Consider the following 13,434-nt stretch of genomic DNA (forward strand, 5'->3'; position numbering starts at 1 on the left):
TCGCGCAGCAAAACGCAATGCCGCCGCAAGTTTGCCGCCAAAAACACCCTAGGGTCTTCTGAATGACCATAAAAAACCTGCTTTAGTCCGCCACTAAAGCAGGTCAGTGACTTACAGCCCAATCATCCAGCCAGCTGAAAGCTTTTCATTTCCATACTTAACGATTTGGACAGCTCGCCCATGCGCCGCGAAATACTCGCCGCCCGCTCAACCGCCGTACAGCTGGCGCTGGCCATCTGCGTGACTTGCTCAATATTATTGGCCACTTGATTGGCCGTTTGTGATTGCTCATGTAAAGAGCTGCTAATTTCATCAATCACGCCCATCACATCATTGGCGTCTTGCCGAATTGAGCCAAATGCGCCGCCCGCCTGACTAGCCAAATCCACCCCCGCCGCGACTTTACTCACGCCAGTATTCATAAATACTGCTGTGGTTTCAGTGCCCGATTGGATGCTGCGGATTCGCTCGGTAATTTCTTGGGTGGAGAGTGCGGTGCGCTCGGCCAACTTACGCACCTCATCGGCCACCACCGCAAAGCCCCGCCCTTGCTCACCGGCGCGCGCTGCCTCAATCGCTGCATTCAGTGCCAGCAAATTGGTTTGATCGGCAATATCGCGAATCACCTGCACAATCTGCGAAATCTGCTGCGTTTGCCCGCTCAGCGTCGCGACGCTGTCTGATGCTTCTTGCACCGAAGAGGCAATCACCCGAATACTATCCACCGTATCGCTAATCACCCGCTCACCGCGATCCAAAGCCTGATTGGATGAGCGAGTTCGCTCTGAAGCCGAGCTAGCGTTGCTCGATACATGATTAATACTGACCACCATTTGCTCAATCGCCGCACTCATACTCGACATCGAATCGGTCTGCCCTTGCACCAAATGCTCGGCTTCACTGGACGCCGAACCAATATCCACCGCGCCTTGCTCAATCTCACGCGCAGTCATCGTCACTTGCAATACGATGCGGCTGAGTTTTTGCTGCATCACCGCCATCAAGGCCATAAAGCTGTCGCTAGCGCTGCCCTCTGGAACAATCGGATGAGAAAAATCCCCCTCAGACAAATAAGCAATGTGTTTTTTGGCTTCGCTCACTGAGCCGCCAATCACATTGATTAAGCTGCGATACGTGAGCCACAGCATCAACATCGTTGCCAAACCCACCGCCACAAACCCCACTTCAATCATCGAGGCGACAAAAGCGGCATCGGCCACCGATTTTTGCGTGCGCTGCTCAAACAACTGATAAAAGTCATCAATCGGCTGCATGATTTTGGCTTTATTACTGTGATACGTCGCGTCGTGCATCATCGCTCGCGCTTTGGCGTAGCCTTCTTCAGCGCCCTCTCCGGTTTTTTTCACCAAACCCATCGCTTCAACTTCGGTATTGACCAAACCATCGGAGTTTTTCTTCGCTTCGTTTAATTTGGCAAATTCAGCCTCGGTAAAACCCAGCGATTTCATCATGTCCAGCAATGGCACTTTCACCGACGAATCTGGGCGTGGCGCTTGATTGTTGGCGGCAACAAAGTCCCAATAAATCCGGTTATACGCCTCGGGGCGCGGCTTTTCGCCATTGCGAATCGCCAAAATATCCATATATTGCTTTTCAAAATTTGCATCGCGACTCACCACATACGTTCGTGCCAAGCGGGTTAAATCATCCGACGACTGCCGCAATTCATCGGCCAGCAAATACGATTGATAGCGCAGCTCATTCTCACGATCGACTTTGTTCTGCGCAGCAACATAAAAGGCAAACAACAAAGCCAAAGTAATCAAACCGATGACTGAGCCCAACAGATTTTTTTGGAAAGCTGACATTTTACCCACCAGTATTTGGCATTAACATGACTAACAATAGTTTTTTTGAGTCAGTATTCAATACTTATCGACTGCGCAATCCAGAAATAAATCAAACACTTAAAACGCCAAAGCAATGCCGCCGAAGAATGCGCGAACGCCTCGGCGTTTGCGCGCCGAATCGCAAGGCATAAAAAAACCGCCCACAATCAATCGGGCGGTTTTTGAGTCGCATGAGTACCATGCACGCGCCAAACAGCAGCGCGCGGTAAGGATTAGGCGAAGCGTTGTTCTAAGTATTGAATAATGCTGCTCGATTCATACAACCATTGCACTTGGTTGTTTTCTTCAATGCGTAAACACGGCACCTGCACCTTGCCCCCCATTTTGGCCAATTCGGCTTTATGCTCGGCTTGTTTGGCGTTGATGGTTTGAATATTTAAACCTTGGCGGCGCAGCGCACGGCGCACCTTAACGCAAAACGGGCAAGCCTCGTATTCGTACAGCGCTAGCGATTGAGTTTGTTGATCCAACCACGCTTGATGCTCAGCCGGATGCTGGGCTTTTTTGGGCGCAAAAACCGCATTTAAAATCAAAATCAATCGCCCAACGACCCAACGGAATGCCTTCATAAATATCTCGAATGATGTAATTATTTTTAAGCCGCGATTTTATCCAATCGCCAGCGTTTGGGCTATGGCTTTGTTAAACCGAGTAAGGCGAGATCCATTCAAACCGTGAGCAAGGCGTCAATGAGCGCAGCGAATTGCGCCAAACCATGCGTAAAGCAACGCGTGAAGCACCCAGCGTGTGCGGTTTTAAACAGGCCTTTTGTACAATCCACGCAAAAAACGGCGCAATTCGCTTCGCTCATTGCACCCTACGATTGCATCGAATGCGGTTGGATCGCGGCTTACGCGTAGGGTGTATTCGACGCGCAGCGGCAATACACCAGCGTTTGATGCGGCGTAATGCCTTCGGCGATGACGCCCTACGATACAGGGTATTGCCATCAAAGCATTAAAATAAAAAGTCCGCAAAGCAATACCACCGTAGGGTGTGCATTGCCTTCGGCTTTTGCGCACCGCATCGCGATGCCAGCCCTCCCCAAGCCTATCGGCGCTCGCCCCCCCTAAGCCATGCTGGCGAAAATGGCATTGCAGCGTTTAACAGAGGCAGTTTGTAAGTAATATACCCGATATACCCAATAGTCTTACTTACGCCAGATGAACACAATCGCGCCACGACTAAAAAACCCTCTAGGAAATTAAACAAATGCAAGATTGGGTCAACCTAATTAACAGTTATGTCTGGAGCCCGGCATTGATTTATCTTTGCCTTGGCGTGGGCGTGTATTTTTCAATCCGCACGCGATTTATGCAGTTGCGACTCATCCGCGATATGTTCAGTTTGTTATTTGATGGCAAAGCCTCCAGCGAAGGCGTGTCATCGTTTCAAGCTTTATCGATGACACTCTCAGGCCGAGTTGGGATTGGTAATATCGCCGGGGTGGCGACCGCCATTGCCTTTGGTGGCCCGGGTGCGATGTTTTGGATGTGGATGATGGCCTTTTTGGGCGCCAGCACCTCGTATGTAGAATGCACCTTGGGGCAAATTTACAAACAACGCATCGACGGCCAATTCCGTGGTGGCCCGGCTTATTACATCGAGCACGGCTTAAAAATGCGTTGGTACGCCATTGCCTTTGCCTTGGCCACCATCTTGGGCTGCGGCCTTTTGCTGCCCGGCATGCAGGCCAACGGTATCGCCAGCGGCCTACACAACGGCTTTGGCATTCCTCCTGAAACCACCGCCTTTGGTGTGGTTCTGGCCTTGGCAACGATCATTTTTGGCGGCGTAAAACGCATCGCCCGCGTTGCTGAAGTGGTGGTGCCTTTTATGGCCTTGGGTTACATCCTGATGGCGCTGGTCATCATTGCGCTCAATATTCACCTTGTTCCCGAAGTCCTCACGCTAATCGTAAGCTCAGCATTGAGTTTCCATGCTGGCTTTGGCGCCATGATTGGCCTAGCGATTATGTGGGGCGTGAAACGCGGCGTGTATTCCAATGAAGCCGGTCAAGGCTCTGGCCCCCATGCGGCAGCAGCGGCTGAAGTATCTCACCCTGCCAAACAAGGGATCGTGCAAGCGTTTGCGGTGTATATCGACACCTTGATCGTATGCTCGGCCACAGCGTTTATGATTTTGATCACCGGCAAATTCAATGTGGCCGATCCGAATAAAGAAGGCGGATTCTTGTTTCATGGCCTGCCGGATATCGCCGCCGGAACGGGCTACACGCAATCGGCAGTGGAAAGCGTTTTCCCCGGCTTTGGCGCGATGTTTGTCGGTGTGGCACTGCTGTTTTTTGCCTTCACCACTATTATTGCCTACTACTACATCGCCGAAAGCAATGTGACCTACCTGCTGCAAAAGCGCCGTGGTAGCGCCACTGCGCTGTTCTTGCTCAAATGTATGCTACTCACTACCGTGGTTTACGGCGCAGTACGCACCTCTGATTTGGCTTGGGGCTTAGGCGACATTGGCGTGGGGATGATGGCGTGGCTCAATATTATTGCCATTTTGCTATTACAAAAACCGGCCTTAATTGCACTCAAAGACTACGAAGCACAAAAAGCGCAAGGGCTAGATCCAACGTTTGACCCAGTAAAACTCGGCATTGCCGATGCTGATTTCTGGGTGACCCGTGAAGCGGCGCAACAACCCGAAACCGACAAGCGCAAATAATCACTAAGTTGTTTAAGCCAAACCCAGCCCACCATCATGACCGATCGGTGGGTTTTTTACTTCCTGCAAACCTGCGCCAGCCAAGCAAGTTCGCCGCATAAAACAAAACCGCCAGCATCAATCTGGCGGTTTTATCATCGCGGGAAACGTTGGGCTGCGCAAGCTTAGCCCAACCTACGGCACTGCACGGCTACGGTGCTCGCCACATAATTAATCGGACTCACTTTCTTGTTTAATTGTAGCTTCAGATGCAGGAATAGCTTTTTCCTTGTAATCAAAATCGCCTATATGCTTACCAAGAAATGATTTCAACAGCTCCATCTTTAAATATACTCGCCTCTCATATATTGAATCAGCATCAAATCCAACATCTTTACCAATCGCTCCAGAAACATCACGAGCAACTATACTAATTGTCGCCAAATCTCGTCTACCCGCGTACAAATCAACAATTTCAGAGAAAAGGACATGCAATATTCTTGAACATGCCGCAATCAAGGCTGTGGCTATTAAAACATATGGCAATCTAGTCAAAAATACGACATATATATCCATATCCTTTTCGAGCCGATATTTAACAGTTAAATCTACAGCCCCCATGACTAAGGAGTATGCGACACAAAACAAAACAAAAAAAACCAAGAAAAACAATATTAAATACACTTTTTCTTGAGATTTAGACTGTGCCAGATAAGACTGAAAATCCTCAGTAAAAAGATTAACATTATCATTTAGCTCCGCCAACTTGAGTTGCTTAACGTTAACATCAGAAATTAAAAAAGAATGTTCAATTCTTTTTGCTTCAATATCACTAGCCAATTTATCAACACGAATTAAATTTGAATCAATTTCAGACTTTCTATCACTTAAAGTCGCCATAACCTTGGCCAACCCTACATTTCCATTTTTTAGCTCTTCTTCAAGTTTTTTTCTTCCAACTCCAGCAAATCAATCTCACGTACAACATTGTTTTTTGTATAATCCAGATTGATTAAATCTTTTTCCAACTCCGCAACTTCAGCCTGGACATCCATCCTCTCGGACCTAATCTCTGCGAGTAGATTTTTAGCTCGTAGATCAAAATCACGAGCCTCTTCCAAATACTCTCTATAGCCAGTTTCAATATCACCAATATCGAAAAAATCATAACCATAAACAGCAACAGCCTTCACTGTTTTTGACAAGATAATTGTTTCTGGTGGCGTTATTTCTATAGAACTAATCACTGAACGAACAGAAAAAGAAAGGGCATCTTCAGAATGCTTTGTCACATGATTATATCGCTCAGATTTTTCGGACATTACATTATAGGCAACAACCTTAACGTCCCTTAGCCCATCACCAGCTTTGACAGTTAAATCCAAAGTTTCACATAAAATTGGATTTTTAAATTTCAAAACAAGGGTCGTATTTTTCCAGCTCAATTCAGCCTCACCGACAAGCATTTTTTTTAAATTACTTGGCCTAATTGAATATAACGAAACTGGTATCTTGTCAGACTCTACAATTTTTAATTCCGCAATAACAGCACGCTTAATTTCTAGATCTTTCACCGCATCTGTCATAAATAAAAAACCTCAAAAAAAGAGCCGAACAAATCGGCTCTAAAAATTAATCCCAGCTCAACGCCCCACCCGTCTGATATTCCGTCACCCGAGTTTCAAAGAAGTTTTTCTCTTTCTTCAAATCTATCATTTCACTCATCCATGGGAATGGATTGGTGACACCCGGGAATAATTCATTTAGGCCGATTTGTTGCATGCGGCGGTTGGCGATAAAGCGCAGGTATTCTTTAAATTGCGCCGCATTTAGGCCCAATACACCGCGTGGCATGGTGTCCTCAGCGTAGGCGTATTCAAGCTCAACCGCGCGTTGGAATAGGCCGACCAATTCAGCTTTAAAGCTTTCGGTCCATAACTCTGGGTTTTCCATTTTAATGGTATTGATTAAATCGATACCAAAATTGCAGTGCATCGATTCATCGCGCAGGATGTATTGATATTGCTCAGCCGCGCCAGTCATTTTGTTTTGACGGCCGAGTGCCAAGATTTGCACAAAGCCCACGTAGAAGAACAAGCCTTCCATAATGCAAGCAAAGACAATAATCGAGCGCAATAAAGCTTGGTCGGTTTCTAAGGTGCCGGTTTTAAATGAGGGGTCGGTTAACACATCAATAAACGGCATTAAAAATTGATCTTTATCGCGAATTGATTTGATTTCGTTATACGCGTTAAAGATTTCGCCTTCGTCCATACCGAGCGATTCAACAATGTATTGATAGGCGTGGGTATGAATGGCTTCGTCAAAGGCTTGGCGCAATAAAAATTGGCGGCATTCTGGCGAAGTGATTTGGCGATACGTACCGAGCACGATGTTATTGGCAGCCAAGCTGTCGGCGGTGGTAAAAAAGCCCAGATTACGCGTTACCAAGCGCATTTCGTCCTCAGACAGTTGGCCGGTTTTCCATTGCTCGATGTCGCGCTGCATATTCACTTCTTGCGGCATCCAGTGGTTTGCGCACTGCGCGAGATATTTTTCCCACGCCCATTTGTGCTTGAATGGCACCAATTGGTTAACGTCGGTGGTGCCATTGATTACGCGTTTGTCATCGGCACTAATGCGTTTGGTCTTCGCGGCAGGTGTTGCGGCCGGCGTAGCGGTCGCAGTGGCACGGGGACTAGCGATGACTTCATCATCAAAATTAATCATTATTTTTCCTTTATTGACTCAGGCCGCGATTGAGCGGCTGTATTGCGATATTGTTAAAATTGCTTACGCCGTGACGGGCTTGCAGATCAAAAAAATCTCGGGCGCGATCATGATTCAAATTCACGCTCGAGTCATAATTCATATTCAGGTGAACATCGCCCAAATACACCACTTCACCGGCTTTAACTTGAAATGGCAAATTGAGCGGTACGGTCACGTATTGGTACATATTCATCATTAAATTGGCACTGTCTCGCCGCCACTGCCCTTCGGCCGCGACCACGCGATACTGGCCCGGCAGCAAAGGCACAACAAATAATTTGCCCGTTGCATTCGGGGTATCGCCCGGCGCACGAATAAAATCGGTGACTAGCCGCGTATACAGGCTGATATTACCACTCGGGCCTTGCAGCACTAAATTGGCGCTGGCGCTGTCGTTATTAAACGATTGCGCCGTTAGACCAATAATCGCCAAGCCTTGCCCTGCCGCTGGCGTAAGCTGGCCATTCACCACTGGCAGCTGCAGATTGGCGCAGGCGCTTAATAGCAGCACCAGAATGGCACTCAATATTAATTTGAACGATCTAAACGATTTGAACATGGCCGTCTCCTTACTGCGCGATGCGCAAAGGTTCGATCAAAATATTGCGCGTATCAGTCACACCATCACGCTGTTTTAAATCATAAAAATCACGCGCTGCGGTATTGCTTAAACGCAGTGTTGAAGCAAAATTGAGCGCCACATTCACATTACCCAAATACACCACTTGCCCAGCGACCACGCGAAAATCTGCATTCAGTGGCAAAGTCACATAACGCGCTTCGCCCGAATGCACGCCAACGACAATAAAGCTGCCGCGCACTTGGCTGGTGCGATATTCCCCTGCCGGCAAAGTCAGCGTAAACAGTTTACCCGCTGGGTTTTCCTCGCTACCGGGCGCTTGAATCATATCGGTCCCCAGCCGCGTAGTGAGTTGCTGCGACGCAGGGCCGTTGATATCAAGGCTCAGCGACGCGCCCATTAAATAATTGGCTTGCCCAGTTAATGACAACAGCACCATCCCCTGCCCTGCGGGTGGATTTAACCGCCCATCTTGCAATGGCAATGGGCTGGCGCAAGCGGTAAATAAAACACAAACAAATAGAGCAAATAGACGGCGCATGGCTTAACTCCTTTGGGTCGTAGCTTGCGCTACATTTCAATGGGTGACGAGTTCGCTACTCAATCCCAGACTAAGATCTGCGCCGACCAGTATCAGCAAGCCGCCGCATCGGCGATGGCCAACACTTTTTGTTGCCAAGCGGATTTTTGCTCGGCGCTGAGCCAGCTGGCTTCAAAGCTATTTAAAATCAACTGCACGATTTCAGCTTTATTCAAATCCAGCGCAGCGCGGCAGGCGAGCAAATTGGTGTTTAGATAACCGCCAAAATAAGCAGGGTCATCCGAGTTCACCATCGCGCACAAACCGGCATCCAGTAGCGTACGTAGATTATGCGCCGCTAAATCATCCACCACGCACAGCTTTAAATTCGACAAGGGGCAAACGGTGAGTGGCACGCGATCAGCGGCCAAACGCGCCACCAAAGCAGCGTCTTCGGTACAGCGAACGCCATGATCAATTCGCGTTGATTTGAGTAAATCGAGCGCTTCCCAAATATACGCCGCCGGACCTTCTTCGCCAGCATGCGCCACCGCGGGCAAGCCCAGCTCAGCACAACGGGCAAACAGCGCAGCAAATTTACTTGGCGGATGACCCAATTCGCTCGAATCCAAACCCACCCCGTCGATTTGCGCTAAATACGGCAGCGCCTGCTCTAGCGTGGCAAAGCCGTCGGCTTCGCTTAGATGGCGCAAAAAGCACAAAATCAATTTGGACGTCATGCCAAATTGCGTTAAGGCATCGGCCAAAGCGCGGCGAATCCCCGCCAGCGGCACGGCAAAATCAATGCCGCGCGCAGTATGCGTTTGTGGATCGTAAAAAATCTCGGTGTGAACAATATTGTCCGCCTGAGCGCGTAATACATACGCCCAAGTGAGATCGTAAAAATCTTGCTCAGTGATTAATACCGACGCACCGGCGTAATACAAATCCAAAAACGATTGCAAACTATCAAACTGATACGCCGCCCGCACCGCATCCACATCGGCATACGGCAACGCCACGCCGTTTTTTTGCGCCAAGGCAAACATCATCTCCGGCTCAAGCGAGCCCTCGATATGCAAATGCAATTCAGTTTTTGGCAAAGCCATAATCAATTGGTCAAGCGGGTGTTGGTTCACAATCATTCCTATTTATTCTCAATACGGGATCACCGATATTTAAATGCACTAATCAATCCAATCCATTTAAATATCGGCACCGCACAGCGGCACCGAGGGTATATTGCTCAAAGCTAATTCTAAAGACATCTACAAACAGATACCCACCGATTAACATCAGCGAACTGGTGGGGCCAACCTCTGCGACTCGGTGGGTTACGTCCTTCGGCCTAACCCACCCTACGGTTAACGACTTTACACACAGCATCAAATGCTGTGCCGCGCTGGTTGGTCTGGGGCTTAAGTCCCGTTAAAACGAACACCGAGCACGAAGGGAGACAAACAGCCCTATCGTTTGGCTCGCGCCACGCGAGGGAACGGCGGAGCCGGGTTCGTCTCGGGTCGCCTTTCTTTGGATACTTTCTTTGGCGACGCAAAGAAAGTATCCCCCGCCGCGGGTAGCGGCACCTAAAAACAGGTGCCGCAGGCACTTAAACCCATTTCACCCATGGTGGGTAGATAACCCACCCTACAGTTTTATTGGCAAGCTTCGCAATCTGGATTATCAATCGAGCAGAACTTCGCATCCGTCGCTGGCGTGTTATCCACTGCTTCCGCCGCTTGAGGCACTGGCGTTGGGTGGCTGGTGCCATCCACGGCGACGGCGTTTAATTCGCCACCGCGACCGGTTGATTTCTCTGCCGATGTTGCTGCCAAAGTGCGGAGGTAATACGTGGTTTTTAGGCCGCGCAACCAAGCGAATTTATACAACTCGTCCAATTTCTTGCCCGATGCACCGGCCATATAGATATTGAGCGATTGCGCTTGGTCGATCCATTTTTGACGGCGACTTGCCGCTTCAACCAACCATTTCGGATCCATTTCAAACGCCGTGGCATAAAGCTCGCGGAATTCTTGTGGAATACGATCGATTTGTGCCACTGAACCGTCGAAGTATTTCAGGTCAGAAACCATCACTTCGTCCCACAAACCAAGGGCTTTTAAGTCACGCACCAAATGCTCGTTGATGACGGTAAATTCGCCTGACAAATTCGATTTCACGAACAAGTTTTGGTAAGTCGGCTCAATACACGCATCCACACCAACGATGTTCGAAATCGTTGCAGTTGGCGCAATCGCCAAGCAGTTTGAGTTACGCATACCGTAGGCAGCAATACGATCGCGCAACATCGTCCAATCTAGGCGTGAGCTGCGATCGACTTCTAAGTAGCCGCCGCGCTCTTCTTCGAGTAAGCGCAATGAGTCTTGTGGCAAGATGCCGCGATCCCACAAGCTGCCTTTGTACGAAGCGTAAATACCGCGCTCTTGCGCCAATTCAGTTGAAGCCCAGTAAGCGTGATACGCCACGGTTTCCATTGATACGTCAGCAAATTCAACCGCCGCTTGCGAAGCGTATGGAATGCTCAATTCGTGCAAGCAATTCTGGAAGCCCATAATGCCCAAGCCCACTGGACGGTGCTTCAAGTTCGACGTGCGTGCTTTGCGAACTGGGTAGAAGTTAATGTCGATGACGTTATCGAGCATACGCATCGCCACTTTCACGGTGCGCGAGAGTTTTTCGGCGTCGAGCTGACCATTTTTTAAATGGTTGTATAAGTTGATCGAACCGAGATTACATACGGCGATTTCTTCTTCATTGGTGTTCAGCGTGATTTCAGTACACAGATTACTTGAATGCACGACGCCAACGTGTTGCTGTGGGCTACGAATATTGCAAGGATCTTTAAAGGTGATCCATGGATGACCAGTTTCAAACAACATGGTCAACATTTTGCGCCATAGGCCCAATGCCGAAATCGTTTTGGCGACGCGCATTTCACCGCGCGCGGCTTTGGCTTCGTAGGCGATGTAAGCCGCTTCGAATTTTTTACCGACCAGATCGTGCAAATCAGGCACTTCAGATGGGCTAAACAACGTCCATTCGCCGCCATCCATCACTCGTTTCATAAACAAGTCAGGAATCCAGTTGGCCGAATTCATATCGTGCGTGCGGCGACGATCGTCACCGGTATTTTTACGCAATTCAAGGAATTCTTCGATGTCGGCGTGCCAAGTTTCAAGGTAGGCGCAAACTGCACCTTTGCGTTTACCACCTTGGTTGACGGCAACGGCAGTGTCGTTGACTACTTTAAGGAAGGGCACTACGCCTTGCGACTTACCATTGGTGCCTTTGATGTGGCTATTCATGGCGCGAACTGAAGTCCAGTCATTGCCCAAACCACCGGCAAACTTAGACAACAAGGCGTTTTCTTTTAGCGCTTCAAAAATACCGTCCAAATCATCAGGCACGGTCGTCAAGTAGCAGCTCGACATTTGGCTATGGCGGGTACCGGAATTAAATAGCGTTGGCGTCGAAGACATAAAGTCAAAGCTCGACAACACATTGTAAAACTCAATGGCGCGCTCTTCACGATTCACTTCATTGAGCGCCAAGCCCATGGCCACGCGCATAAAGAATACTTGCGGCAATTCAATGCGTTGCTCGTCGATATGCAAGAAATAACGATCGTACAGCGTTTGCAGGCCAAGGTAGCCAAACTGGTAATCGCGATTGTGATCGAGCGCCGCAGCGATTTTGCTTAAATCATACTGGCCAAGTTTTTCGTCGAGCAGCTCAGCGGCAATCCCTTTTTTGATAAATTTCGGGAAATACGTGGCGTAGCGCTCAGCCATTTCTTCGTGGCTGGTTTCAGCACTTAATACTTCACGACGAATGGTATTGAGCAACAAACGCGCAGTGACTAAATCGTAAGCGGGATCGTTCTCAAGGAAAGTACGCGCTGCCAATACGGCTGATTTACGCAATTCATCGGCAGAAACACCGTCGTAAACGTTTTTGAGCATTTCAGCCAAAATAAGCGCTTGATCGGTGTATTGCTCAAGGCCGGTACATGCCGAGGCGATCAAGGCTTTGACTTTGTCTAAATCGAGTGGGCGCAAGCTGCCGTCTTCAAACAAGACATTAATCGTGTGTTCTGGTTCGTTCTCGTGACGTGCGGCGGCGCGTTCACGCTGACGTTCACTGCGATACAACACATAGGCGCGCGCGACATCGTGCTCGCCAGAGCGCATCAAAGCCAATTCAACTTGGTCTTGGATATCTTCAATATGGATCGCACCGCCTTCTGGCTTGCGACGCATCAAGGCCGACACCGCAGAGTCGGTCAGCAGATGCACTTGGTCGCGCACAGCGGCGCTCGACGCAGCATGGCTGCCTTGCACCGCAATAAACGCTTTGCTTAATGCGACCGAGATTTTCGACGGTTCAAACGCCATCACCGAGCCATTTCGGCGAATAATTTTATAATTTGCGTAGGCCGCGGCATCAAGTGTGATGTGAGAAAGTTTCGCTGTATCAGTCATTCGTTCACCAGTCGTGCAGTTCGCAAGTGCATTCGCTTGCGGCGCTGCTTGTGGATAATTTTGTGGGTTATTTGTGCAGAAAACACTACATCTTGTGTTGCTTCCTGCTTATAGACACAAATACTAGGGTAAAGAGGGGATCTGGTGCAAGTGGCCTGCTCTGTGCTAGTCGATCAGTGGCGGGGTAAAAAAAATCAAAATCCTTGCATGGCTTAAATCCATTGACATGGAGCAACACAGACCAAAGAAAGCCAGTTGCAAGTTTGCAACAAGACCAAGTCAATCCGCGCATTCGTCAACACGCAGCCACAAAAAAAGACAGCCAAAGCTGCCTTTCTTTAATCCAACTCAATCGATTTAAATCTTAGTGATGATGACCGTGCGCGCCATGAACGTGGCCGTGTGACAATTCTTCGCTAGTGGCATCACGCACATCAATCACCGACGCCAACGAGCCAACTCATGCCGCTGCAGCCACAAAAAAAGACAGCCAAAGCTGCCTTTCTTTAATCCAACTCAATCGAT

The 13,434-nt window shown here is 48.9% G+C and carries 10 protein-coding genes; 1 reads left to right on the forward strand and 9 read right to left on the reverse strand.

Annotated features, from left to right (window positions below):
* Positions 1-122 precede the first annotated feature (122 nt).
* Positions 123-1,829 carry a methyl-accepting chemotaxis protein gene (locus Q0V82_RS09365; RefSeq protein WP_297575040.1) on the reverse strand — a complete coding sequence of 569 codons (1,707 nt, stop codon included), beginning with the start codon at positions 1,827-1,829 and terminating at the stop codon, positions 123-125.
* Between the two features lie 254 nt (positions 1,830-2,083).
* On the reverse strand, positions 2,084-2,440 hold the full coding sequence (locus Q0V82_RS09370) for a glutathione S-transferase N-terminal domain-containing protein (protein ID WP_297575042.1): 357 nt from the start codon (positions 2,438-2,440) through the stop codon (positions 2,084-2,086).
* A gap of 643 nt (positions 2,441-3,083) precedes the next feature.
* Between Q0V82_RS09370 and Q0V82_RS09375 the strand changes: the two genes are divergently transcribed.
* Positions 3,084-4,556, forward strand: coding sequence for a sodium:alanine symporter family protein (locus tag Q0V82_RS09375; protein WP_297575044.1), 1,473 nt, complete (start codon positions 3,084-3,086; stop codon positions 4,554-4,556).
* A 210-nt stretch (positions 4,557-4,766) separates the two neighbouring features.
* Here Q0V82_RS09375 and Q0V82_RS09380 read toward each other — a convergent pair whose 3' ends face one another.
* From Q0V82_RS09380 to Q0V82_RS09410, 7 genes are all read right to left on the reverse strand, one after another.
* Positions 4,767-5,435 carry a hypothetical protein gene (locus Q0V82_RS09380; protein WP_297575046.1) on the reverse strand — a complete coding sequence of 223 codons (669 nt, stop codon included), beginning with the start codon at positions 5,433-5,435 and terminating at the stop codon, positions 4,767-4,769.
* A 29-nt stretch (positions 5,436-5,464) separates the two neighbouring features.
* Complete coding sequence (locus Q0V82_RS09385; protein ID WP_297575049.1) at positions 5,465-6,121, reverse strand: hypothetical protein; 657 nt, start codon at positions 6,119-6,121, stop codon at positions 5,465-5,467.
* Positions 6,122-6,167: 46 nt separating this feature from the next.
* The gene (locus Q0V82_RS09390) at positions 6,168-7,265 is read right to left on the reverse strand and encodes a ribonucleotide-diphosphate reductase subunit beta (protein ID WP_297575052.1); all 1,098 of its coding nucleotides are present in this window, start codon (positions 7,263-7,265) and stop codon (positions 6,168-6,170) included.
* Positions 7,266-7,275: 10 nt separating this feature from the next.
* The gene (locus tag Q0V82_RS09395; protein ID WP_297575053.1) at positions 7,276-7,866 is read right to left on the reverse strand and encodes a hypothetical protein; all 591 of its coding nucleotides are present in this window, start codon (positions 7,864-7,866) and stop codon (positions 7,276-7,278) included.
* A gap of 10 nt (positions 7,867-7,876) precedes the next feature.
* Positions 7,877-8,428 (reverse strand): hypothetical protein, encoded by a 552-nt coding sequence (locus Q0V82_RS09400; protein WP_297575055.1) that lies wholly within the window; start codon positions 8,426-8,428, stop codon positions 7,877-7,879.
* A gap of 92 nt (positions 8,429-8,520) precedes the next feature.
* Complete coding sequence (locus Q0V82_RS09405) at positions 8,521-9,516, reverse strand: adenosine deaminase (RefSeq protein ID WP_297575060.1); 996 nt, start codon at positions 9,514-9,516, stop codon at positions 8,521-8,523.
* A 546-nt stretch (positions 9,517-10,062) separates the two neighbouring features.
* Positions 10,063-12,909: a ribonucleoside-diphosphate reductase subunit alpha gene (locus Q0V82_RS09410; RefSeq protein WP_297575057.1), complete on the reverse strand. Its 2,847-nt coding sequence runs from the start codon at positions 12,907-12,909 to the stop codon at positions 10,063-10,065.
* Between the last annotated feature and the right edge of the window lie 525 nt (positions 12,910-13,434).

This window comes from uncultured Deefgea sp., from assembly GCF_947072475.1.
GTDB lineage: Bacteria > Pseudomonadota > Gammaproteobacteria > Burkholderiales > Chitinibacteraceae > Deefgea.